Source organism: Nautilia sp. (genome assembly GCF_053994455.1).
The window spans coordinates 26,735-51,214 of the sequence record NZ_JBMYAU010000021.1 but is presented as its reverse complement, the minus strand read 5'-3'; the positions used below and the strand labels follow the sequence as shown (position 1 = coordinate 51,214).

At 37.1% G+C, this 24,480-nt stretch carries 25 protein-coding genes; 20 read left to right on the top strand and 5 right to left on the bottom strand.

Going from position 1 to position 24,480, the window contains the following annotated elements; all coding sequences use genetic code 11:
• Positions 1-4: 4 nt before the first annotated feature.
• Together ACXJIE_RS01535 and ACXJIE_RS01530 are read right to left on the bottom strand one after the other, a co-directional pair.
• Complete coding sequence (locus ACXJIE_RS01535; RefSeq protein ID WP_456479216.1) at positions 5-1,834, bottom strand: TnsB C-terminal domain-containing protein; 1,830 nt, start codon at positions 1,832-1,834, stop codon at positions 5-7.
• Positions 1,827-2,426 carry a TnsA endonuclease N-terminal domain-containing protein gene (locus ACXJIE_RS01530; RefSeq protein ID WP_456479215.1) on the bottom strand — a complete coding sequence of 200 codons (600 nt, stop codon included), beginning with the start codon at positions 2,424-2,426 and terminating at the stop codon, positions 1,827-1,829. Before ACXJIE_RS01530 ends, ACXJIE_RS01535 begins: the two co-directional genes overlap by 8 nt.
• A 169-nt stretch (positions 2,427-2,595) precedes the next feature.
• Here ACXJIE_RS01530 and ACXJIE_RS01525 point away from each other — a divergent pair, with 169 nt between their 5' ends.
• Positions 2,596-3,252: an ATP-binding protein gene (locus ACXJIE_RS01525; protein ID WP_456479225.1), complete on the top strand. Its 657-nt coding sequence runs from the start codon at positions 2,596-2,598 to the stop codon at positions 3,250-3,252.
• Positions 3,253-3,291: 39 nt separating this feature from the next.
• Positions 3,292-4,671 (top strand): NAD(P)H-hydrate dehydratase, encoded by a 1,380-nt coding sequence (locus ACXJIE_RS01520; RefSeq protein ID WP_456479214.1) that lies wholly within the window; start codon positions 3,292-3,294, stop codon positions 4,669-4,671.
• A 16-nt stretch (positions 4,672-4,687) separates the two neighbouring features.
• On the opposite strand, the gene ACXJIE_RS01515 is transcribed toward ACXJIE_RS01520, so the two are convergent.
• On the bottom strand, positions 4,688-6,385 hold the full coding sequence (locus ACXJIE_RS01515) for an ABC transporter ATP-binding protein (protein WP_456479213.1): 1,698 nt from the start codon (positions 6,383-6,385) through the stop codon (positions 4,688-4,690).
• Between the two features lie 54 nt (positions 6,386-6,439).
• On the opposite strand from ACXJIE_RS01515, the gene ACXJIE_RS01510 reads away from it, so the two are divergent.
• The 11 genes from ACXJIE_RS01510 to gmhA are packed head-to-tail and all read left to right on the top strand — an operon-like array spanning position 6,440 to position 16,277.
• Positions 6,440-7,294 carry a lysophospholipid acyltransferase family protein gene (locus ACXJIE_RS01510; protein ID WP_456479212.1) on the top strand — a complete coding sequence of 285 codons (855 nt, stop codon included), beginning with the start codon at positions 6,440-6,442 and terminating at the stop codon, positions 7,292-7,294.
• Positions 7,291-8,280 (top strand): lipopolysaccharide heptosyltransferase I, encoded by a 990-nt coding sequence (gene waaC / locus ACXJIE_RS01505; RefSeq protein ID WP_456479211.1) that lies wholly within the window; start codon positions 7,291-7,293, stop codon positions 8,278-8,280. The genes ACXJIE_RS01510 and waaC (ACXJIE_RS01505) overlap by 4 nt, the downstream gene beginning before the upstream one ends.
• Positions 8,277-9,224 carry a lipopolysaccharide heptosyltransferase I gene (gene waaC / locus ACXJIE_RS01500; RefSeq protein WP_456479210.1) on the top strand — a complete coding sequence of 316 codons (948 nt, stop codon included), beginning with the start codon at positions 8,277-8,279 and terminating at the stop codon, positions 9,222-9,224. Before waaC (ACXJIE_RS01505) ends, waaC (ACXJIE_RS01500) begins: the two co-directional genes overlap by 4 nt.
• Positions 9,199-10,419 carry an O-antigen ligase family protein gene (locus ACXJIE_RS01495; protein WP_456479209.1) on the top strand — a complete coding sequence of 407 codons (1,221 nt, stop codon included), beginning with the start codon at positions 9,199-9,201 and terminating at the stop codon, positions 10,417-10,419. Before waaC (ACXJIE_RS01500) ends, ACXJIE_RS01495 begins: the two co-directional genes overlap by 26 nt.
• A complete protein-coding gene (locus ACXJIE_RS01490) occupies positions 10,382-11,089 on the top strand; it encodes a glycosyltransferase family 2 protein (RefSeq protein WP_456479208.1) in 708 nt (235 codons plus the stop codon). Before ACXJIE_RS01495 ends, ACXJIE_RS01490 begins: the two co-directional genes overlap by 38 nt.
• Entirely contained in the window at positions 11,079-11,939 is an 861-nt protein-coding gene (locus ACXJIE_RS01485) for a glycosyltransferase (protein WP_456479207.1), read from the top strand. Before ACXJIE_RS01490 ends, ACXJIE_RS01485 begins: the two co-directional genes overlap by 11 nt.
• The gene (gene waaF / locus ACXJIE_RS01480) at positions 11,936-12,841 is read left to right on the top strand and encodes a lipopolysaccharide heptosyltransferase II (RefSeq protein WP_456479206.1); all 906 of its coding nucleotides are present in this window, start codon (positions 11,936-11,938) and stop codon (positions 12,839-12,841) included. Before ACXJIE_RS01485 ends, waaF begins: the two co-directional genes overlap by 4 nt.
• Positions 12,838-13,326 (top strand): D-glycero-beta-D-manno-heptose 1,7-bisphosphate 7-phosphatase, encoded by a 489-nt coding sequence (gene gmhB, locus ACXJIE_RS01475; RefSeq protein ID WP_456479205.1) that lies wholly within the window; start codon positions 12,838-12,840, stop codon positions 13,324-13,326. The genes waaF and gmhB overlap by 4 nt, the downstream gene beginning before the upstream one ends.
• Entirely contained in the window at positions 13,323-14,318 is a 996-nt protein-coding gene (gene rfaD, locus ACXJIE_RS01470) for an ADP-glyceromanno-heptose 6-epimerase (protein WP_456479204.1), read from the top strand. The genes gmhB and rfaD overlap by 4 nt, the downstream gene beginning before the upstream one ends.
• Positions 14,315-15,703, top strand: a complete 1,389-nt coding sequence (rfaE1, locus tag ACXJIE_RS01465; protein WP_456479203.1) for a D-glycero-beta-D-manno-heptose-7-phosphate kinase — start codon at positions 14,315-14,317, stop codon at positions 15,701-15,703. The genes rfaD and rfaE1 overlap by 4 nt, the downstream gene beginning before the upstream one ends.
• Before the next feature lie 16 nt (positions 15,704-15,719).
• A complete protein-coding gene (gene gmhA / locus ACXJIE_RS01460) occupies positions 15,720-16,277 on the top strand; it encodes a D-sedoheptulose 7-phosphate isomerase (protein WP_456479202.1) in 558 nt (185 codons plus the stop codon).
• On the opposite strand, the gene murG is transcribed toward gmhA, so the two are convergent.
• Together murG and ACXJIE_RS01450 are read right to left on the bottom strand one after the other, a co-directional pair.
• Positions 16,257-17,288 (bottom strand): undecaprenyldiphospho-muramoylpentapeptide beta-N-acetylglucosaminyltransferase, encoded by a 1,032-nt coding sequence (gene murG, locus ACXJIE_RS01455; protein ID WP_456479201.1) that lies wholly within the window; start codon positions 17,286-17,288, stop codon positions 16,257-16,259. The two genes, gmhA and murG, sit on opposite strands and share 21 nt — an antisense overlap.
• Before the next feature lie 24 nt (positions 17,289-17,312).
• Positions 17,313-18,452, bottom strand: coding sequence for an FtsW/RodA/SpoVE family cell cycle protein (locus ACXJIE_RS01450; RefSeq protein WP_456479200.1), 1,140 nt, complete (start codon positions 18,450-18,452; stop codon positions 17,313-17,315).
• 119 nt (positions 18,453-18,571) lie between these two features.
• Between ACXJIE_RS01450 and flgB the strand changes: the two genes are divergently transcribed.
• From flgB to ACXJIE_RS01415, 7 genes are all read left to right on the top strand, one after another.
• Positions 18,572-19,006, top strand: a complete 435-nt coding sequence (gene flgB, locus ACXJIE_RS01445) for a flagellar basal body rod protein FlgB (RefSeq protein ID WP_456479199.1) — start codon at positions 18,572-18,574, stop codon at positions 19,004-19,006.
• Positions 19,007-19,015: 9 nt separating this feature from the next.
• The gene (flgC, locus tag ACXJIE_RS01440) at positions 19,016-19,513 is read left to right on the top strand and encodes a flagellar basal body rod protein FlgC (protein ID WP_456479198.1); all 498 of its coding nucleotides are present in this window, start codon (positions 19,016-19,018) and stop codon (positions 19,511-19,513) included.
• 9 nt (positions 19,514-19,522) lie between these two features.
• Entirely contained in the window at positions 19,523-19,813 is a 291-nt protein-coding gene (gene fliE / locus ACXJIE_RS01435; protein ID WP_456479197.1) for a flagellar hook-basal body complex protein FliE, read from the top strand.
• Entirely contained in the window at positions 19,813-21,519 is a 1,707-nt protein-coding gene (locus ACXJIE_RS01430; RefSeq protein ID WP_456479196.1) for a peptidoglycan D,D-transpeptidase FtsI family protein, read from the top strand. The genes fliE and ACXJIE_RS01430 overlap by 1 nt, the downstream gene beginning before the upstream one ends.
• A gap of 1 nt (position 21,520) precedes the next feature.
• Positions 21,521-22,612, top strand: coding sequence for a mechanosensitive ion channel family protein (locus ACXJIE_RS01425; protein WP_456479195.1), 1,092 nt, complete (start codon positions 21,521-21,523; stop codon positions 22,610-22,612).
• Positions 22,605-23,942 carry a hypothetical protein gene (locus ACXJIE_RS01420; protein ID WP_456479194.1) on the top strand — a complete coding sequence of 446 codons (1,338 nt, stop codon included), beginning with the start codon at positions 22,605-22,607 and terminating at the stop codon, positions 23,940-23,942. Before ACXJIE_RS01425 ends, ACXJIE_RS01420 begins: the two co-directional genes overlap by 8 nt.
• Before the next feature lie 77 nt (positions 23,943-24,019).
• Positions 24,020-24,445, top strand: a complete 426-nt coding sequence (locus ACXJIE_RS01415; RefSeq protein ID WP_456479193.1) for an Hsp20/alpha crystallin family protein — start codon at positions 24,020-24,022, stop codon at positions 24,443-24,445.
• Positions 24,446-24,480: the final 35 nt, after the last annotated feature.

Below are 24,480 nucleotides of genomic sequence, written 5' to 3'. Positions count from 1 at the left end.
CTCCTTAATCGTCTTTTAAATCAATGTCAAATTTTTTAATTTTTGGTTTAAGCTTGGTTTCTTTTGTATTTGTTTCGTTTTTTTTCGTTTCGCTTAAAGGTTTAGAAACTTTTTTATTTTCTTTTCTTCTTCTGTGCAGTTTAGTTTTCTCGGCAGCTTCTTCTTCCATTTTTCTTAATTCAAGTATTGTTTCAAACAATATCGTTTCATCGTAATTTTTATTTTTTGATTTTAAATATTCTTTTGCATTTTTTAATTCCCATAAAGAAATTTTAGGATGATTAAAGTTTTTATAAGGAATTTCAACATATTCATTTAATGTAGGATGATAAAAGAATATCCTATTTAAATCTTTTGGGTCGTATCTGAAAATATATTTTTCTCTTTGTTTGTTTTGAGGAGTTGGTTTCATAAAAGGAATTAAGCATTCATCGTAATAAGTAATACCAAACAAAGATACTCCCATTCTTTGTATAGTTCTTTCTTCATAAGGCAGTAACGCTATTCTTGCAATTTCTAATTCTTGTGTAGTCAAAATCTTTAAAGGTGCGGGAGGAGTAGTGTCATTTCCCATAATACCTTCAAAAAATTTTTCTTTTGGCGTTTTTCCTATACCCGAATGGATTTTATTATGATAATATTTAGTTATCCAAGTAACAATGTATTTTTCTAACTCTTTTAAAGTAAATACCGCTTTTTTAGATGAATCATATTCTCTTTTCTCTTTTGGATTTGAAAAAGTCGTTCCTAGTAGAGAGTGGATTTCCATATTGATATTGCCTATAAGTCTTTCAATATGTCCCCCGTAATTAGGAGTAGCTCTTGGTCTAAAATCAATGTTAATTCCAAAAATTTCGCATACTTTTCTTAACTGTTCTCCTCTAAATTCAGCTGCATTGTCTAAATGAATAGTATTTGGAACTCCGTATATTTCCCAAGTTGCGTCTATTTCTATTTTTTTTAAGTAATTATCTTTTGGAGAAAATCCTAAATATAAAGTTTGTCCTACTGAATAAAAACTTGGTGCGTCTAAACTTAAATAAAATCCATATATCATTCTACTAAATACATCTATTGCCACTGTAATATAAGGTCTTCCAATGGGCTTTCTATAAGTTTCATCTACTACTTCTATATCTAATTGTGTATGGTCTATTTGGATAATATGCAAAGGATATTGTGCTTCAAAATTTTTTGCCGATGGTCTTAATTTGTTATTAAATGCACTTTTTCCCTCTCTCGTTTTGAATATTTTTCTTTCGTCTAATAAATTAATTCTGTTTCGTAAAGTATTGTAAGAAATTTTATTATATCCTTTAGAATACAAAATTGCATTAATTTCTCTATGTAATTTAGATATTGAAATTCTTTGATGAGATAAATATCTTTCTTTTATTAAAGTATCTATAATGATTTGCACTTCTTTTGGCAATTTGCTTTTACCTTTTCCTCCTCTTTGAGAGTAATTTGGTATAAGAGATAAAAGTGTATTAGTAGCTTTATATTTCTTTAACCAGTCATATAAAGTAGTTACATTTATATTGTGTTTTTTTGCTAATTCCTCTTTTTCTTTTTTTGTAGTTATTTTGCCTTCTAATATAGGTTTTATTATTTCATATCTTTTTTTAGCTGTTTCATATAATTTCTCTTCAATTTGTAGAATATCTTTTGGGGTATTGTTTATTTGAGAATTGTCATCAATTTCAACCGCTTTTATTGTTTTTATATTTCCTTGTTCATCTTTAATTACAATATTATCAGGAGGTAGAATATAATCTATTATATATTGTTTTCCTTTATAAAAAATGGATTTTCCGACTTTTAAATCAATCACTATTAATCCTTAAAATGCTGTTTTGAGATAATTTTTTATTAAAATTTGTTTCTAATTTTTTTTGAAATATTAGATGATATATATGAGATAAGTAATTCATTTCATTATTGACTTTTGTTAATAACTGAGCAATCGAAATGCCTTCTTTTGGTATCAATTTTAAAATATTTGAAATAATTTCATCATTTATTGAAATTTTTGCATAATTGTATATTAAGTTGATATTTGAAAAGTAGGGTTCTTTTATATCTTGTTCGGTAAATATTTTAAACTCTAAATTATTTTCTTTTGCATATTTGTTTAAAGCATCAAATTTTCTTTTTAATTTTTCATCAGGATTAAAAGCTTCATCTGAATATTTTACTTCAATTAGCAAAGGAATATCATTTGCTCTATAGGCTAAAATATCTGGTATGTAATTTTCTATCTTTAAAGGCTGTGGTTCATAGGAAACTATATTAGTATCAAATTCTAATATTAAATAGCATTTCTTTTCTAATTGTGATTCAAAGTCAATAAGTTTATTGTTTTTATGACTAAAAAATCTTCCAGCAACTGATTTGGATTGAATTGGAATTTTTCTTACCGGCAATTTCCATCCTTATATATCTTTTATAATTTAGTTGGAATAATTATAGCATAATTTTAATTATGTTGGACTATTTTATGAAAAAGTTGGGATAATTTTTGAAAATTTTATATAATGTCAATTAGTTATTATATGCGATAAAATTTCCGATAAAATCGAATTTTTAAAATAAATCAAAGGATTTAAAATAGTTGGATTATTTCTTGAGAATTACAGAGGTAGCAGAGGAGCGAAAATAGGGGAGATAGCCTTTGCAAACAAGGGAATGCTTTTTTTTGACGAACTTCCGCATTTTCAAAAAGACGTACTTGAAAATTTAAGGCTGCCGCTTCAGGATCGGAAAGTGTTTATAAGCCGTGTCAATTCCAAAGTGGAATACGAAACGGATATACTTTTTGCAGCGGCTATGAATCCGTGCCCTTGCGGCAATCTTTTAAGCAGGGATAAAGAGTGCAGATGTACGGATGTGGAAATAAGAAGATATAAAAACAAAATCAGCGAGCCTTTGTATGACAGGATAGAGCTTTATCTTCAGATGACCGAAGACGATTCGGAAGATACGGTATCGAGCAAAGAAATCTTTGAAAAAGTACTTACGGCTTTTGAGATGCAAAAGGGTGAATTTAATGCCAATCTGCCTGAAAATTATAAATTTGATATTGAAAATGGCGCCTACGAACTTCTTCAAAGAGCGGTTAAAAATTTAGGATTAGGCAAAAGAAGCGAGTTTAATTTATTAAAAGTCGCCAAAACCGTTGCAAATATTAATAAACGTGATAAAATAACCAAAGAAGACTTCTTAAAAGCCTTTCAGTTTAGACGCCGGTAAAATCTTTACGGTGTAAAACCGACTTAAAAAGGAGAAAAAATGAAACCCGCATTTAAAGATGTTTACGCGTTTGATAAAAGATGTTATGAAAACTACGGGCTTAATGAAGACATTTTAATGGAACACGCCGCATATTCTATGGCTCTTGAAATTTATAAAAGAGTGCCTAAAAACTCCGTTGTAAATATTGTTGCGGGACCGGGGAACAACGGTGCCGACGGTGTTACGCTTGGAAGAATACTTTTAGGGGATTATCATATAAACCTATATATGCCATTAGGTGCCAAGTCGAAAATGTGCAGGCTGCAGCTTCAACGATACAAATCGTTAGGGGGTGTTGTAGAAAAAGAATATAAAAAGTGCGACTGCCTCGTAGACGCTATTTTCGGAAGCGGTCTTAAAAGGGATTTGAGCGACGAAATAGTTTTTATAATAAACAAAATGAACCATCTCAACGCTTTTAAAATAGCGTGCGACATTCCGACGGGGATTGACGAGGCCGGAAATTTAAGACCGGTTGCGTTCAAAGCGGATTTGACCGTCACTATGGGGGCTGAAAAAATAGCGCTTTACAGTGACGAGGCAAAAGATTACACGGGAGAGATTATAAAGGCCGATTTAGGTGTCAGTTTTAGCAAATATATTGACAAATGCTGCTATTATATTTTACAAAAAGACGATATCGTAACGCCTCTTAGAAAAAAACAAAACTCTCACAAACGTACGTACGGGCATCTCGGGGTTCTTGTAGGGGAAAAACCCGGTGCGGGGGTTATGGCGGCTGTTGCGGCCTTTAATTACGGATGCGGGCTTGTAAGCGTTGTAAGCCGTGAAAAAGTGAATCTGCCTTATGAAATTATGCAGACGGGAAAAATAGAAAATTTCAGCGCTTTGGCGTTCGGAATGGGGATGAGCGGATATTTTGACGATATACTTGAGGATTTGACGGTTCTTAACATTCCTATGGTAATAGACGCGGATATGTTTTATAAAGAGAAAATTACGGAGTTTTTGAATAAAAAAGTCGTTTTTACCCCTCATCCGAAAGAATTCGCAAGTCTTCTTAAAATAGTCGGAATTGGAGAGTACAGCGTAAAAGAGGTGCAGAAAAAGCGTTTCGAGCTTGCCGAAAAATTCAGTGAGAAATACCCCGGCGTCGTACTTCTGCTTAAAGGGGCGAATAAAATAATAGCATATAACAAAAAACTGTTTATAGACCCTAACGGAAGCGTCGCACTGGCAAAAGGGGGAAGCGGCGATATTCTTTCGGGTCTTATCGGTTCGCTTCTCGCACAGGGATGGCATCCTTTAAAAGCCGCGATACACGGGAGTCTTGCACATTCCCTTGCAGGAAATTACGAGCCGAACTATGCGCTGACGCCTGCCAAAATTATTGAAAACCTGGAAAAATTAGGATAAGAAGGTTTAAAAACCTTTATTCTTTTTTGTAAAGTTTTTTAAACTCTCCGCAGTTTTGCAAAAGTTTGTCTTTTTTGTCTTTGCATACTATTTTTCCGTTTTTAAATACCAGAATTTCATCCGCACTGTCTATGGTGTGAAGTCTGTGTGCTATTATGAATACAATCATGTCTTTCAGATTGTTGATTGCCTCCATTATGACGGATTCGCTTTTGTTGTCAAGCGCGCTTGTCGCTTCGTCCAATATGAGAACGTCGGGATTTTTGTAAAGGGCCCTTGCTATGGCTATTCTCTGTTTCTGTCCTCCGCTCAGGTTGCTTCCGTTTTCCTGTAAAACGGTATAAATCCCTTCCGGCAGGGAGTTTACATAATCTAAAAGATTTGCCTTTTTAAGAGCCGTTTTTACTTTTTCTTCGTCTATTTCTTTCCCGTAAGCCACATTTGCGGCTATAGTGTCGTTAAAAATATGTACGTTTTGGGGTATATAGGCTATTTTTTCCCTTAATGTGTGGAGATCTATTTTTTTAATGTCCGTTCCGTTTATCAGTATTTTCCCCTCGCTTGCATCGTAAAATCTCATTATAAGACTGACGAAAGAGCTTTTCCCCCCTCCGCTGTCTCCTACCAAGCCTATTTTTAAAGGTTTTTTTGCCGTGTAGTTTATGTTTTGGAGGGCGGTTTTGTCTCCGTATTTAAGGGAAACTTTTTTAAATTCTATTTTTTCTATATGTTCCGGTTTTGTGTCTCCGGCGGTTATTTCGGGTTTTAGGGAAAAAATTTCTTTTAGCCTTTCGTTTGCCGCAATGGCGTCCTGTAGGAAAGAGTAGTTGTTCGAAAGTCTTTTAATAGGCTCCGTCATCATAAAAAGAGCGGTCATAAAAGAAAAAAAAGCCCCTACGCTCATATATCCGTCGATAACCTCCTTACCTCCCACTATGATAACGACCGCCGCTATTGTAGCGTTTAACGTTTCAAGAAGAGGGTTTAACATGGCCCTGGTCTTAATGGCTTTTACATTTATTTTCATATACTGTAGGTTCTGTTGTGTGAATTTGGCGAATTCGAAATTTTTGGCGTTGTATGATTTTATGGTTTCTATGTTTTTGAACACCTCGCTTAAGTGTTTGTTCAAGTCGGCCGTTTTTGTCTGGGAATCTTTTGAGAGGTTTTTCAGTTTTTTTGCTATTTTTTTTATGGGAAAAATCATAACCGGCAGAATCACAAGTGCGAAAAAAGCAAGTTTCGGGCTCTGGTAAATGACCACCGCAAGCAGAAAAGCCGCCATAAGCGAATCTCTTATAAAATTTGCCATGCTGTGGCTTATGGCTATCTGAATCCTGTTGATATCGTTTATAATACGGCTTATAAGTTCTCCGGAATGGGTTGTTTTAAAAAAGTGCATATCGAATGTGAGTATGTGGTTTAAAAACCTATCCCTTATCTGCCTTACTATATCCTCGCCTATATAGCTTACATAATATTCCTGTAAAAACCTGCCGAGCCCTTTGAAAAAGTATGTTATTATAATGGCGACGGGAAGTATGTAAAGCATATGCTCGTTTTTTTCTATGAATATTTTGTCAAGTACCGGTTTGATAAGATAGGCGACCGCCGCCGTTGCCGCCGAGACGAATACCATTCCGAGGACGGATAGGAATATTTCTTTTTTAAACTGTCTGTAATACGGTATGTATTCTTTAATAAAACTCCACATAAAACCCCTTTTTAAATATTAAATTTTAGTATAATTTTGATAAAAAAGGAAATTATGAACATAAAAAACGAAATAAGTTATTACCTGTTTGTATTTCTCGAAAAGCTTTATAAGGTTGTGCCTGGGAAACTGCGCCCTTTTATAAAAAAATTTTTGGCAAGTGTTTTTTATCTTGCGGCGGGAAAAAGAAGAAAAATAGTTCTCAAAAATATAGAAATAATGACCGGTAAAAGAGATAAAAAAATTGCCAAAAAAGCTTTCTTGCATTTTATGGATAACCTTTTCGAATTTTTTGAAAACATTAATCTTTCCAAAGAACGGCTCAGGGAAAAAGTGGTTTTTGAAAACGAGGAGCTTGTAAAAAAGTTTACATCGGAATCCCCCGTTATTTTTGTAACCGCACATTACGGAAACTGGGAAATAATGCCCGTGGCGGTCGGAGCTTTTTTAACCGAAGTCGACGTTGTAGTAAGAAAGCTCGATTCGGAAAAACTGAACGAAAAAATAGAAAAAAGCAGAAAACGCTTCGGTGTAAACGTATATGACAAAAGGGGAGGTCTTAAAAATCTTATCAACTCTTTAAAAAAAGGCAGAAACGTTGGAATTTTAATAGATCAGTACCCCGGGGACGACAAAGGGGTGGTTACGACTTTTTTCGGACGTCCCGTAAGGCATACGGAAGTTGCCGCCGTTTTGTCGAGAAGATTTAATTATCCTATAATAGTAAGTTATGTTTACAAAAACGGAGAAGGAAAGTATGTGATAAAGTTTACGGAGGCTTTTTATACGGAGGACATTCAAAAAAGCGTGGACAGACAGGCGAGGGCCACGGAGGATTTTATTAAAAAAGACATATCCAGATGGTACCTGTTTCACAGACGTTTCAGACCCTGGGAAAAATACGAATGAAAATAGCGATAGTAAGGCTTTCTTCGCTCGGGGATATAATAAAAAACGCTTCTGTTGTTCAGATGATAAAAAAGCACTATCCGGATTCGGAAATAACATGGGTTGCGGATTCGGTTTTTGCGGATATTCTCGATAACACCGAGGGACTTGAAAATATAATAAAGCTCGATTTGAAAAAGCTTAAAAAAAATTTTTCATTTGGAAAATTAAAAGAAGAATTAAACAAACTTCCGAAAAAAGAGTTCGATGTTGTAATAGATTCCCACGGAATGTTAAAGGCGGCTCTGGTTTCAAAAAGAATTTCCAAAGGCAGGGTGTGCGGGTTTGACGGTATTATAAAAGAAAAACTTTCAAAACTGTTTTACAGTGAAAATTACGGATTCGGTTGCTGGGAAAACGAAATTTACAGATATAACAAACTTGCCGCCATGTGTCTGGGGTACGGGTTTGAACCGGAAGAGATACAAACAATCAAACCTTTTTTAGGGGTGGAGGATAAGGATTATTCGGAATATGAGCGGTTTTTTGAAGAAAAGAACATTGTTCTGGCATTCGGCGCCAGCAGAGGGTGGGAATGTAAAAAATATCCGGTTGAAAAATGGATAAACGTGATAAAAAGCGTTGAGGCGTGCTTTCTGCTGATATGGGGAAATGAGGATGAAAAAAAGGAAGCCGAGTACATATCCTCAAAAACGGGAGCTAAAATTTTGCCTAAACTCTCTTTTAACGATTTGAAATATGTAATTAAAAGAAGCGACCTAATTGTGGGAAACGACACCGGCCCTTCTCATATAGGATGGGCTGTGGGTACGAAATCACTTATACTTTTCGGGTGTACGGACACAAACCTCGCTGTTGAAAATGAAAAACACAGACTGATAAAATCCGCTTCGCGGGTGAACCGCTGTAAATTTATAAAGAGTGATTTGAGTATTGGCGGTATTGATGAAAACACTGTAATAAAAACAATAAAAGAGATGATATGAAAATAGCCATTTTAAGACTTTCCGCAATGGGCGACATTATCCACAGCGCCGTAGTGTTGGAATATCTTTATCGAAACGGTATAAAAGTGGACTGGATTGCGGATAAACGGTTCGCGTCCGTTTTGGACAATTCCCCCTACATAGAAAATATAATAAAAGTTGACTTTAAAAACTCTCCCGTTAACACACTGTTAACGGCAAGAAGATATAAATACGATATGGTAATTGATTTTCAGGGGCTTATAAAAAGCGCCCTTCTGGCAAGAATTATGGGAAAAGAAACAGTCGGATGCGACGGATACCATACAAAGGAAAAACCGGCATTGCTGTTTTATTCCCGGAAACTTAAAATAAGAAACCATTCGATGGGCAGGTACAAAGATATGATAAATGAAATTTTTTCCCTCGGCATTACCGATGAAATGCTTAAAAACCACAGTCCGTATCTGTTTTACAAAAGCGATCCTCCCGAAGGTTTTTTTTCCGAGAATAAAAAAAACATAATGTTTGTAGTGGGAGCGAGTGCGGAATTTAAAATGCTCCCTTCAAAAACATGGATTCAACTTGCAAAAGAACTCGGTGAAAACATAATAATCCCTTACGGAAACGAAAGGGAAAAAAACACGGCCGAACATATAGCTTCCGAAACCGGTGCGAAGGTTTTGCCGAAAATGAGCCTTGATACTCTCAAAGCCGCCGTGTCCCGCTGTGATCTGGTGATAGGAAACGATACGGGACCTACATATATAGCATGGGCGAACAATGTTCCGAGCGTAATCATATACGGTCCCGTCGAGGCTAACAAAGTATATGAAAACAGTATTACGAAATTTGTAAAATCAACGCGGAATACAAATCCGGTAAAAATTAACAGAAACGATTTTTCAATTCGAAAAGTTAAACTCAAGGATATTTTGGATGCGGTTGAAAAACTTAAATACTGATATCCTCAGAAAAATTTTATTGACGGGTTTTGTTTTTACGATTCCCAATTCCGTGGCTTTAAACAATATTATTCTCGTTTTGCTGCTGATTTACTGGATTATATGCGGCGACAAAACAGAAACCCTGCGCCTTGTAAAAACGAATCCGGTTGTAATGTTGAGTCTTGCTTATTTTTTTATTAACGTGGCGGGGCTTTTGTGGACGGAAAATCTGAAATGGGGTTTTGCCGTGATTATGAAGGAAAAATACTTTTTACTGCTGCCCGTTTTTATGAGTCTGATAAAAAAAGAGGAAAAAGAACTTGTTATAAAAACGTTTATACTTACAATGACGTTTTCCGAACTAATCTCTTACGGTGTGAAACTTGGCATTCTGCCCGAGATGTTTCATGCCACGAGGTACGAGCCCGTTCCTTTTATCGGACATATACATTATTCCCCCTTTGTGGCTTTTTGCGTGTATATTCTTATGTATCTTTTTTTATATACGAAACTGGAAAAAATTTATAAAGCCGTTGCACTTTTTTTTATAATAACAATGACGGCGAACCTTTTTTTAACGGGAGGCAGGGCCGGACAGGTGGTTTATTTCGTACTGTTTGCGGTGCTTATTCTCCAGTATTTCAAAGTGGGGTTAAAAAGTGTTCTTATTATAACATTGGGGATTCCTCTTATTTTTTTGACGGCCTACAAAGGAAGCGGAATTTTTCACGACAGGGTGAATCTTGCGGTTCACAGCATAAAAACATATAAGCAAAACAGAAATACCAATATAGGCAAAAGGTTCACCTTCTGGGAAAACACCGCCGAGCTTATTAAAAAACACCCTGTGTTAGGGGTCGGTACCGGAGATTTTATAGACGAATACAGGAAAATAAACGAAAAAAACTCTCCTCAGATAAGAGTACCCGGGCAGCCGCACAATATGTATCTTCTCATATATGCACAGACCGGAATAGCGGGGCTCTTTCTTTTTTTAGCTCTTTTTTACGCAATGTTTTACTACGCATTGAAAACGAATGACAAATACAGACCTCTGCGGATAGGGCTTGTCGTCTATTTTTTGGTTATAATGTTCAGTGACAGTTATCTTTTCAGCCATTACGGAGAGGTGCTGTTTGTCATATTTACATCTATTTTATATAAAGAGATCGGTTATGAAAATAAGCGTGGTAATAATAGCTTCGGACAGTGAAAAAACGATAAAAAAATGTTTGGAAAGCGTTAAAGAATTTGACGAGGTGGTTTTATATTTAAGCGGCAGCACGGATGCCACCGAACAGATTGCCGAAAAGTTTGACAATGTCAGGATTGTAAAAGGATATTTCGACGGTTTCGGCAATACTAAAAACAGGGCGGTTTCATACGCTTCAAACGACTGGGTTTTTATATTGGACAGTGACGAAGTGGTGACTGACGGTTTGAAAAAGGAGATTGCAGAGTTAAAATTTGAATGCGGATGTTATTATGTGGGAAGAATGAATAATTTTTTCGGCCGCTGGATTAAACACGGAGGTCTTTATCCCGATTATACCGTAAGGCTTTATGACAGAAACAAAGCGCGGTTTAATGAAAACATGGTACATGAGAGTGTGGTTTGCAGTGGGAAAAAATGTTATTTGAAAAACCATATGCTTCATTATGCGTATGAAAATATTGAAGAGTTTATCACCAAACAAAACAGATACTCCTCTTTAAATGCCAAACCAAACAGGTTAAAGGCGCTGATATCCCCTGTTTGGACGTTTTTTAGAATGTATGTTTTAAAAAGGGGGTTTTTGGACGGATGGGAAGGGTTTGTAATTGCAAAACTTTATTCTCAGTATACTTTTTGGAAATATGTAAAGGAAAAGAATGAGGGTTAGCGGTTTTACGTTTTTAAGGAACGGTTCAATACTCGGATATCCTTTCAGGGAATCCATTATATCGGTTTTGCCGATAGTGGATGAGTTTATTGTCGCTTTGGGGCCGTGTGAAGACGATACCGAGGAAATTTTAAAAAGTATAAAAAGCGATAAAATAAAAATAATAAAAACACAGTGGAATGAAAATATGAAAGAAAAGGGTTTTGTTTACGGACAGCAGAAAATGATAGCCCAGTTTAACTGTACCGGGGACTGGGCGTTTTATCTTGAAGCTGACGAGGTTGTGCATGAAGATGATCTTGACAATATCTTAAAATCCATGGAAAAATATAAAAACGACGATGAGGTTGAAGCCCTTTATTTTGATTATATACATTTTTACGGCAATAAAAACACGTACCTTGATTCTCCCGGATGGTACAGAAGGGAAGTTAGAATAATAAAAAACAGTATCAGAACAATCGCCCCCGACGGGCTTTTCTGGTGGGTTTTGGACGGAGGAAAATGTGCGAGATATCCGAAGGCGGCTTTTGCAAATGCCAGAATTTACCATTACGGGTGGGTCAGAAACGAAGAACAGATGAATCTGAAACTCAGAAAAGTAACCAAATATTGGAAGCATAAATTCGAGCCTGTCGATTATTCTGAAATAGACGCTTCCATTCTAAGGGAATTTAAGGGTACACATCCCAAAGCGGTGTTAAGCTGGCTGCCTGAAGCCGAAGGGACATTCGAGCCTAATGCCGGACACATACTTACAAAAAGGGAAAAAAGACACAGAGTCAAAGCTTTTATCGAAAAAATTTTAGGTCTTGACTTGAGTAAAAAACATTTTAAGAGGGTGAAATGAGACTGCTTATAGAAGCCCCCACTTGGCTGGGGGATGCCGTAATGGCAAGCGGTGCGGTGGACAAACTTATAGATGGTTTCGAACCTGACGAGGTGATTCTGTTCGGAAGTCGTGCGGCCGTTGAGGTGTTGGGTGAAAACCCTAAAATTTCTGAAACTGTTGTGGACGAAACAAGGAAGGGAAACAGGCTTTTTAATGTTTTGAAAATTTCGGGAGAGCTTAAGTCCGATATCGGTGTCAGTTTCAGAACCCATTTTTTTTCAAAGCTTTTGATGTTTTTAAGTGCAAAAAAACATTACATAAACAGACCATTCAAAGGTCATCAGGTGGAAAAATACAATAAATTTGCCGATTTTGTTCTTAAAAAGAATTTGCCTGTCTATTCCCCGAGGCTGTATTTTAAACCCAAACGTTTCGAAAGGCCGACTCTCGGGATAAATCCCGGAGCCACATACGGAAGTGCGAAAAGATGGTATCCCGAAGAATTTGCAAAAGTTGCGAACGCCCTTGCGTGTGAGTATGATATTGTAATTTTCGGAGGCCCGGGAGAAGAGGATATAGCGGCCGATATTGAAAAAAAACTGACAATAACGAATTATAAAAACCTATGCGGAAAACTTTCGCTTAAAGAATTGTGCGAACATATAGGCGGTCTTAGTCTGTTTATTACGAACGACAGCGGGCCTATGCATATAGCGGCGGCTTTTAAAGTTCCGGTGGTTGCCGTTTTCGGTCCCACGAGGTATGATGAGACCAGTCCGTACGGCACTAAATATAAAATAGTCACCAAAAATGTCGAATGTGCGCCTTGTATGAAAAGGGAATGCCCTCTTAAACATCACGAATGTATGAGGCTGATAAAAGCGGAGGATGTTGTAAATGCTGCGAAGGATCTTATGTGAAAGCCGCGTTTTTGGACAGGGACGGCGTGATAAACGTCGATACGGGATATGTGGGTAAGATAGAGGACTTTAAGTTCAAAGAAGGGATATTCGAACTTTTAAAACTCCTTCAGGATTTGGATTTTGCTCTTTTTGTTGTAACGAACCAAAGCGGAATAGCGAGAGGCTATTACACTGAAAAAGATTTTTACAAACTGACCGAATGGATGATTGACGAATTCAGAAAAAAGGGAATTGAAATAAAAGACGTTAGATTCTGCCCCCATCATCCGGATATTACGGGAATGTGCGAATGCAGAAAGCCCAAGCCCGGAATGATACTCGATTTGGCGGAAAAATACGGTGTTGATCTTAAAAATTCGATAATGATAGGCGACAGCGACAGGGATTTGGAAGCGGCAAAGCGTGCCGGGATAAAAAAAACGTTTAAAGTCCAAGACGGCTTATATGATATAATTAAAAAAATAAAAAAGGAGTTTTTGTGAAATACTCTAATATAGATTTTAATGGTAAAACCGTGGTAATAACGGGCGGAGCCGGTTTTATAGGGAGCAATATAGCGTTTTATTTTCAGGAGAATTACCCAGAGTGCAGAGTAATAGTATTTGATAAATTCAGAAACGAGGAGACGTTTAGCAACGGAAATTTAAAAAGTTTCGGGCATTTTAAAAACCTGCTCGGGTTTAACGGAATTGTTATAAGCGGGGATATAAATAACAAAGACGATTTGAAAAGACTTGAAGAATACGATATCGATTATATATTCCATGAAGCGGCTGTTTCGGATACGACTGTCGCGGATCAGAAAATTATGGTTGATACGAATGTAAATGCGTTTAAAGATCTGTGTGATTTGGCTGTTAGGAAAAACGCGTCTATGATTTACGCCTCCTCCGCGGCGACGTACGGTAACAGCAACATTTTTAAAGTAGGATATGAAAAGCCGAATAATGTATACGGTTTTTCAAAACTTATGATGGATAATCTGGCAAAAGAATACTACGGCAAAATAAGAATTGTAGGGCTTAGGTATTTCAATGTGTACGGTCCGAGAGAATATTTTAAAAACAAAACCGCTTCAATGGTGCTTCAGTTCGGGCTTCAGCTGCTTAAAGGAGAAAGCGCGAAACTTTTTGAGGGAAGCGATAAAATACTGAGGGATTTTATCTTCGTAGAGGATGTTATTCAGGCCAATATTAAAGCATGCGAAACTGAGAAGTGCGGTGTGTACAACGTCGGAACGGGCAAGGCCAGAAGTTTCCAGGATATCGTAGACATTCTTAAAAAAGAGCTTAATATCAAAAGAGAAGACACGTATATTCCCAATCCTTATGTAGGTCAATATCAGTTTTTTACCGAAGCGGACATTGAAGATACGAAAAAATATCTGGGATATAAGCCTGAATTTTCTTTAGAGGAAGGGATAAAAGCGTATCTTCCCGAAATTATCAGGATATATGAAGAAGAAGTAAAATGATAGCGGTAATAGGCGACTTTATGATAGACCACTATCTGTGGGGCAGGAGCGAAAGAATTTCCCCTGAGGCCCCCGTACCGGTTGTCGAGGTTTTAAAAGAGGAGGACAGGCTCGGAGGTGCGGGAAATGTCGTAAACAACCTGTTGGCCCTCGGCAGCGGTGTTCTTGTTTCTACGGTGGCAGGCAGAAATTCAAAAAGGCTTTTTGATTTATTAAGGGAGAAAAATATCGATACAAGCGGTGTTTTTGTTGACGAAAGCCGTGAAACGGTTATAAAAAGCCGTGTAATAGCCGGAAACCATCAGGTGATAAGATATGACAAAGAAACAAAAACACCTATAAAAGAGGAATATGAGGATAAAATATTAAATTACCTTGTTGCAAATCTGGAAAAAGTGGAACTTATACTTTTAAGTGATTATGAAAAAGGGATCCTGACAAAATCCCTTACCCAGAAGATTATTAAACTGGCAAACAGAAACAATAAAAAAATCATAATAGATCCGAAAAAAGATTTCTCCAAATATCAAAACGCGTGGATGATTAAACCCAATAAAAAAGAACTTTCGGTAGCTGCGGGCATGGAAATCGATTCAGAAGAGGATTTGGTTAAAGCCGGATGGAAAATAAAAAAGGAGCTTAATCTCGATTTCCTGCTTGTCACGCTCAGCGAGGAGGGTATGGCTCTTTTCGGGGAAGAATATGTGAAAATTCCGACGGTTGCAAAAGAGGTTTACGACGTAACCGGTGCGGGGGATACCGTTTTGGCCAGTCTCGGATATTATCTTAGCAAAAGCGGCGATTTAAAAGAGGCTATGCATTTTGCAAACGCCGCCGCCGCCGTGGTTGTGAGTAAAATAGGCAGTGCCACGGTGACTCTTGAGGAGATAGAAGAAACCGAAAGAAGAATAGACAACAGTGTGGATTACAAAATAGTCGATTTTGCAAAAATAGAACATATTGCCGACGATTTGAGAAAACAGAATAAAAAAATAGTATTTACCAACGGTTGTTTTGATATTCTGCATCTGGGGCATGTCAAATATCTTCAAAAGGCAAAGGCGCTCGGGGACAGGCTGATAGTGGGTGTTAATTCAAACGATTCTGTAAGCAGGCTTAAAGGTCCCGAAAGACCGGTTAATGATGAATACGACAGGGCTTATTTACTGGCCAGCCTGGAGGTGGTTGATTTTGTGGTTGTTTTTGATGAAGATACGCCTTATGATCTCATAAAAAAAATAAAACCGGATATTTTGGTAAAAGGCGCCGATTATAAAGACAGGGAAGTGGTCGGCAGCGATATCGCAAAAGAAGTGAAACTTATCGAATTTGTCGAGGGGAAAAGCACTACGGGAATTATTAAAAAAGTGAAAAGCGGAAATTGAAAACGGAGAGTTAAGAATGGAAAAATTAATAAATTGTTTGAATGAACATATAAACACTGCCAAAAAAATGGAAGATCTGCTTCCTTTGATAAAAGAGGCGGGTGATTTGTGTCTGAATGCGCTTAAAAACGGAAAAAAGATAATGTTTTGCGGCAACGGCGGAAGCGCTGCGGACGCCCAGCATATAGCGGCTGAACTCAGCGGCAGGTTTAAAAAAGAGAGAATACCCCTTGCGGGTCTGGCTTTGACAACCGACACATCCGCACTTACCGCAATAGGAAACGATTACGGGTTCGAATGTCTGTTTTCCAGACAGGTAGAGGCTCTCGGAAAAGAAAGCGACGTGCTGGTGGCAATATCTACAAGCGGCAACTCCGCAAATGTTATTCAAGCAATTGAGAGCGCTAAAAAAATCGGAATTAAAACAATTACACTTAGCGGTAAAGACGGTGGGAAAATGAAAGGAATGGGAGATGTGAATATCGTAGTTCCTTCAAACGACACACCGAGAATTCAGGAAATGCATATTATGATAGGGCATATGATATGCGCTTTAATCGACGAGGCTTTTTAATATTTCGTCAATTATGGCTGCGGCACCGTTTTTTTTGTTAATTTCGGATAAACGTTTGGAAATTTTCTGTAAATCGGCCGTTAATATGAGGCTTTTGACTTTTTCGGTATTGATATTTTCCTCTCTTATAACAAATCCCGCGTTTTTGTTTTCTAAAAATTTTGCGTTGTAATACTGATGATCCCCGGCGGCGTAGGGATATGGGATAAACAGTGCGGGAATACGGTTTGCAGCGAGTTCGAAAAGAGTGGATGCCCCCGCCCTGCTTACGGCAAAATCGGCTTTTTGTATTTTTTCGTATAAATTCGGATTAAAATCGAAAACATCGGCGTCGATTTCCTTTTTATTATAAAAATCTTTAATTCTTTTAAAATCTTTTTTTCCGGTTTGATGGATGATGTTAACCCCTTTTTTTGCTAAATCGGGGGTGATTTTCATAGCGAGAGTGTTTATGGCCACAGCTCCCTGGCTTCCGCCTAAGAAAATAATCGTTTTTAGATTTTTTCTGATTCTTGCGGTGTCGAAAAAGATATTTTCCACCGGATACGGATCACCGTATAAAAACGTATTGAAAAAACGTTTTGCAAAAGGTTTTAAAATTCTGTTTAGAGAGCCTATATGGGCGTTTTGTTCGTGAATAAAGAGTGGAACGCCTGAAAAAACGGAAGCGAACGCCGCCGGTGCCGCTGAGTATCCGCCGACGCTGAATACCGCCCGGACGTTATGAGATGTTAAAATTTTTTTGGCTTTGATCGAGAGTTTTAAAATGTGGAATAACGAACTTATTTTGCCGATTCCCCTTTTATTTACCACACCGCTTGAAGGAAGAAAGTATTTGAATTCAAACCCTTCATCGTTTTCAAACCACGCCTTGTCGGCTCCTGAGGTTGAGCCGATATATACCGGTTTGATTCCTCTTTTATTCAATTCTTCTTTTATGACTTTTGCGATTTTTAAATGTCCTCCGGTGCCGCCGCCTGTTATTGCAATATTTAATTTTCTGTTTTCCATTGCTTAATTTTCCATTCTCCATTTTCAATTAATTTTCGCTTTTTTGCTTATCATTAAGACCATTCCTATAGCCGTACAAAGAGCCACGAGAGAACTTCCCCCGTAGCTTAAAAAAGGAACGGTAAGCCCTTTTATGGGTATAAGGGAAGTTACCCCCAGACCGTTGAACAAAAACTGTATCATAATAAGGGTTCCCACTCCGAAAGCGAAAAGCTGATACTCTTTTTTTTCGCTTCTGTTTGCTATTTTGTATAATCTGTAAACAAGAGAAAGCATTAAAACAACAATTATACTTATGCCTATTATACCTGTTTCTTCCGCGATTCCGGCAAGTACGAAATCGGTATGAACGTCCGATAGGAATCCGAGTTTGAATATGCCGTTTCCTATACCGCAACCGAGAATTCCCCCGTGGTAAATGGCGTTTAGGGACTGTGCCACCTGCCCGTAACTCATAGAGCTTGTTACGGAAATATCCGGGAAAAAATTATTCGTCATAAGATGAAGCCATGCTTTGAACCTTGCATACCGGTACCCAGAGGATATTATTGCAGCAATGAAAACAAATATACCCGTTGCAAGAATCAGTGTGAAAGACTGAAATCTTCCACCGGCTATAAGAAGCATAAACGCAAAAAAAACACCCATTACGATAACCTGCCCCAGATCCGACTGGTAGGCCAATATAAGATACCAGAAAACCCCTAAAATCAGAAAATATCTCAAAATAAGTCTAAATTCTTCTTTTAAAGGTTTGTTCTCTTTGACCTGTCTTGTAAACGACCACGAAAGAAAAAATATCACTCCTATTTTGAAAAACTCTACCGGTGCGAATTTTACAGGTCCTATTTTAATCCACCTTTTAGCTCCGTTTATCACGGGGGCTATATATTCTGGCAAAAAAGGCATAGCCAGTACCAGCACCGCGGAAAAAACGAGTATGCCCCATCCTATTTTTTCAAACCATTTATCCGGATTTAATCTGGCTAAAAAAATCATTATAAACATCCCCCCGCTTCCGAACATCAGATATCTTCCGACGAAATGGTATTCGCTCAGACTTTTGGCGTGTTCAAGATATATAGGAAGCGAATAGGAAAACAGAGCGCCTATCAACATAAGAATACCGACAATTACAAATATAAGGGAGTCCGCTTTTTGCAAAATTAACCTTTATGAAGTATAATATTGATAGAATTTTAACAAAATTGCGGCTTATGTGGTTGGATTTTTTAAAAAGTAAGTACGGAATAAAAATTGCTTCCGTAAAAAAAGGAGTGGGTGTGGGGTTCGAAATCAGTAAAAGTTTCAATATTTTAGAAGAGTCTTTGCATTACAGAAAAATAAGACAGGATATGATTGCAAGCAATATTGCAAATGCCGATACACCTTATTACAGACCTAAGGACATCAGATTCGAAGATGCTCTGAGGGAAGAGGCGGACAGGATATTTAACAATAAAAACGAAACCCCCAAACTGAAACTTGCAAAAACCGCACCGGGGCATTTATCCGGGTTTGATGAAAAAAGGGATGAAAAACCGGTTGTTTTTTACAGGGACGGACATCTTGCAAGAAACGACGGCAACAGTGTGGACATAGATGTCGAAACGACCGAAATGGCAAAAAACACGCTTGCTTATAATGCGGCGATACAGGCTTTAAGAAAAGATATAGACATATTCAAAGCCGTAATTGATTCGAGCAAAAACATATAAAGGTGAATAATGGGGTTTTTTAACGGTTTCGATATTTCGGGTTACGGGCTTTCGGCTCAAAGATTCAGAATAAATATAATTTCCGAAAACATCGCCAATGCAAATACTACAAGAACGGACGAAGGCGGACCGTACAGGAGAAAAGAAGTTATTTTTAAGGCGGTTCCGTTTGAAGAACAGCTTAATAAAGAAATGGAAAAAAACGCCGATTTTCATAAATATGAAAATCCGTTGGACGAGGAGGGCGAAGATTATACCACCGCAAAGCCTCCCATAGAAACGGTGATAGTGGATAAAGTGGTCAGGGACGATTCCAAACCGATTTTGAAATACGACCCTTCAAATCCCGATGCCGATGCAAACGGATATGTTGCGTATCCTAATATCAATCCGGTTGTCGAAATGGCGGATTTGCTGGAGGCTACAAGGGCTTATCAGGCTAACGTTGCGGCATTTCAGAGTGCGAAAACAATGGCGAACAGCGCCATTAACATATTACAAAGCTAAGGATAGATTATGGCTTTTATAAATAAAATTGAAAATCCGAACAGTCTCGGAAACGTTGTAAATAACAAAAACAGTGCCGACGGCAGCTTTGAAGACTTATTGAAAAAAGAACTCGATACGACAAACGACATGATGCAAAACGCCGAAAAAGCCGAAGCGGATATCGCTACGGGAAAAGTTGAGGATTTGGCTAAAGCCTCGATTACCATACAAAAAGCGGAAATGCAGATGAAAATGGTTTTGGAAGTGAGAAATAAAGCCATTAACGCCTATAAAGAGCTTCTAAAAACCCAAATTTAATGAAAAACAGCAAAATCCCTATTATTTACGTAATATTTTTTATTCTTGTAATGGCGCTTTTCGGCGCTTTTTTGTTTTTTAGCGTTTCAAAACCCAAAAATTATTTTAATCCTAAAATTACGAAAATAGAAAGTGCCGTCAGGGGAAGCATCCGAACAGCCAATTTCACTCTGGCCAAAAGTGAAAAAATATACAGTGTTTACATCAACCCCGTTTATATAAAAAATGACAAAAAAAAGATGTTTGTCGATTTGTTCGGCATATATACCGGTATAAGCAAAAAAGAACTTTATAACAAACTTAAAAAACATAAAAAACGCGTTTTACTTGCAAAAGTCGATTTAAAAACCAAACAGCAGCTGGTGTATTTAAGAAGGATGCTGGATTTTTACAGGGTGTTTAATTCCGTAAACGGTGTAAGAAGGGCGTATGATATAGAAAGTGTTATGTATGTTTCCAAAAACAGATACGAATCCCTTTTTAAAAGACTCTATCCGTATAAAGATGTCTTCGAGCCGTTTTTGGGACGTTATTTAAAAGACAAAGGAAGGGGAGACAACGGAATCGAGGAATATTACGATGCCGTTTTAAAGCCTAAAAGAAACGGTGTGATAACCGGATACAGAGATGTGGGCGGAAATATAATTTACGATAAAAATGCGGTGGTGAAATATCCTATAAACGGTAAAAATATAAAACTGAATATTAACCTTGTGTTACAAAAAAGAATAGAAAACCTCTTGGACGCCGCAAAAGAAAAGTATAAGGCGAAAGAGGTTATAGCGGCGGTTATGGAAAGCGAATCCGGGAAAATCGTTGCTATTGCCTCCTCGAACAGGTTTAATCCGTCGCATATTACCGAAAAGGATATTCCGAATATGCAGATAAACGCCGTTAGGTATCTGTACGAACCGGGTTCGGTTATGAAACCGATAACGTTTGCGATACTGCTTGAGCACAACAAAGTCAACCCTTATGAAATATTAAACGGTTATAACGGCAAATGGAAACCTAAATGGAGAAAAACCTATATAACAGACGACGAACCTTTTAAGTGGTTAAGTGCCGAAAACGCGCTTGTTTATTCAAGCAACATAGTCATATCCCAGCTTGCTTTGAGACTTACGAATATAGAATTTTACGAAGGGCTTAAAAAATTCGGTTTTTCAAAATACAGCGGAATAGATCTGCCTTATGAGCTTAAAGGCGTCATAAGGAGTATGAAAGAGCTGAGCTATCCCGTTTACAAATCCACAACCGCTTACGGATACGGTATTCTTGTAAATTTCGTTCAGCTTTTAAAGGCCTATAACGTATTTAACAACAACGGAATTATGGTTACGCCTAAAATTGCAGATGTAAAAACGGATTCGAAAAGGATAATCTCTTCGAAAACCGCGAACGAGATTTTAAGAATTCTGAGGAAAATAGTTTTAAAAGGAACGGCCCGGAACGCTTTTGTAAAAGGGATCTTTACGGCGGGTAAAACGGGTACCGCGCATGTGAGCGTCGATAACAAATATGAAAAAATTTATAATTCCTCTTTTTTCGGTTTTGCAAACGGCAAAAACCGTAAATATACGGTAGGGGTCGCCTTTTTGAATATAAAAGCGCCTTTTCCCTATTATTTTGCATCCCAAAGTGCAGTACCATTATTTAAAAAAATTGTTATAATATTGAAGGATGAAAAAATGATAGGATATTAAAATGGGAAACAGTCTGCCTCAGGCTTTAATGGATATATTGGATTATAAATTTTTGTCACTTCCGATATATAAAGTGCTAATCGCTTTTTTTGTGTTTTTTCTGTTCCTATTTGCGAGGAAGTTTTTTACTCTCATTATACTTTCCTTTTTAAAAAAGGCGGTTTCAAAAACAAAAACAAAAATCGACGATAAATTTTTAAACGCTATAAAAAACCCTTTAAGGTTTTTATTTATCATAGCGGGCGTTTATTTTCTTTTTTATTTTCTGGAAACCCAAAACGGAATACTCCGGCACCTTTTAAAAGGGCTTTTGATTTTTGACGTTTTCTGGATAATTTATAACATAATTACCGAATTTGAGGAATATGTCTATCATATACTCGGCAAATTCGGAAAAAGTTCGAAGGAACTCGCTTCTTTTTTAATAAAAATCACAAAGGTTTTCGTAGTTACGATAGGCGTTGTGTCATTACTCCAGGACTGGGGTATTAATGTAACCGGCTTTCTGGCTTCGTTAGGCTTGGGAGGTTTGGCTTTCGCACTCGCGGCTAAGGACACTGCTGCCAATATTTTCGGAGGCATTGCGATTTTAACGGATAATATTTTTAAGATAGGGGAATGGGTAAAAATAGGCGATGCCGAAGGAATAGTGGAAGATATAGGAATGAGAACCACAAAAATCAGGGCTTTTGACAAAAGACTTATAGTGGTGCCTAATTCGGTGATAGCCAATTCCAATATTGAAAATTTCAGCAGACGCGACAGAAGAAGAATTATGATGAGACTGGGGCTGACATACGATACGACATTGGAGGTTATGGAAAAAATATTGAACGAAATAAGGGATATGCTTTTGAACCATCCCGGAATCCATAACGAACCTATTCTTATATATTTTGACGAATATAAAGACAGCAGTCTAAGTGTTTTTTGTTATTTTTTTACTAAAACGGCGGTATGGGACGAATATTTGAAAATAAGGGAGGATGTCAATTTAAAAATAAAAGAGATAGTTGAGAAAAACGGCGCTTCTTTTGCATTTCCGTCAAACAGTCTTTATATAGAAACGCCCGTGAGGATACAAAATGGTTAGATTCAGAAGAAAAAAAATGAAATATAAGATTTTCTGGGGCATTTTTATACTGTTACTGACGGTTATACTGTCTGTTCTGTTAATGCTTACGCCTGTGGGAAGTTTCGTTTTTAAAAACGTAATAGAGTCGAAAATAGATAAATACATTCCCGGCGCCGAAATAACGTATCTTGATTACGGTGTCAACAATTTTTCGTTGGGAATTAAAAAGGGTGAGAATTTTATCAAGGTTTTCGGTGCGATGGTTCCGCTGAATGCAATGTATGAGGGCGATATAAACAATCTTTCCGACTTTTCGAAGTATTTCAGGGGAAAAATGAATATAAGCGGTAAGCTTTTCAGTGAAAAAGGGGAATATGTCCTTGACGGGCTGGCTTTTTTTGCAGACGGATATATGAACTACCGTTTGGGAATAAACGAGCATATATTTTTAAAAGCGGCCGGGAAAGATTTCGACATTCAGAAAATTTTTTATATGTTGAAAATAAAATATCCGTGGATTGCGGGTAAAAGCGATTTTTATGTGAATAAAAAGAAACAGGGGCCTTATTATATAAAAATTGATTCGAAAGGGGAATATTCTAAACGTATATATTCAGATTTTGCCGCAAAAAGCGAAATAGTTTTGAAATCCCCTGAGGAGTTTATGTTCAAAAGCGGTATCAAATCGGATGTCGGAAACATATTTTTGCACGGCAGGTTTAACAGCGGAAGGGCGGAATGTTCTTTTAACGTCAAATCGCTGGATTTATCTAAGCTGAAACCGGTTTTGCTGTATCCTTTTCATAAAAAAATCGATGTAAAAGGAACATACGATTTTTCAAACGGAGTGTTTAAATTTAAAGGAAACGATTTCGAGGGTTTTTGCGATACGAGGTTTGAAATCACATTTAAAACGGATGCCGACAAGTTTTTCGATTATTTAGGAATTTTAAAACTGTTAAAAGGTAATATTTCCGGAACATTGAAAATTTATGATAATTTCGGTACCTTTGATATTGTAAGCGACAATACCGTATTTTTAAAAAACGCTTTTACAAAACGTCTTTACCGTATAACAGGAGTAGATTTGTCAAAGGAAAAAACGGGAAAAGTGTTTTTCAAAGGAAGGTTCGATTCTAAAAAAGCTGTTTTTGATATGCTGAGTACCAATCAGAATGTTTCTATAAGCGTTAAAAAAGGAAAATTTTATTATCCCGGCGGATATGATTTTATTCTGTATCTGAGAAAAAACAACGACATATATAAAATTAAAATAAACAAAAAAGAAATGCGTGTTTTGGAAAAACGAAACTTTAGGGAAAAAGATAATAAAGTGTTAGTCTTTTGATGTCAACTTTCTTGACTTTTTTGTTTAAATATATTATAATTTCAATGTAAAATAAAATAATTCTTCAAAAGGAGGGGATGATGTGGCCAACAGTGTTTGATCCTTTTAAAGAATTGCAAGACATCGAAAGAAGAATCGGTGCGGTTTTAAGTTCAAACAGACCCGTTCAAAAAGTTGAAACGTTTACTCCGGCCGTTAATGAAAAAGTCGATGAAAAAGGTTATTATCTCGAAATTGATTTACCGGGTGTCGAAAAAGAAAACATTGAAATTTCCGTAAACGAGGGTGTGCTTACGATAGCGGGCGAAAGAAAACTCGAAAGAAAAGAGGAAAAAGAAAACTATACGAGAATCGAAAGCTTTTTCGGCAGATTTGAAAGAAGTTTCAAGCTGCCTTCGGATGCCGACAGCGAAAACATAGAAGCTAAATATGAAAACGGCGTATTGAAGCTTTTTATTCCGAAACGTCCTAAACCGGAAGGTAAAAAAATCGAAATCAAATAATCCCCTTTTATCCTTCCGTTTAAGCTTTTACTCCT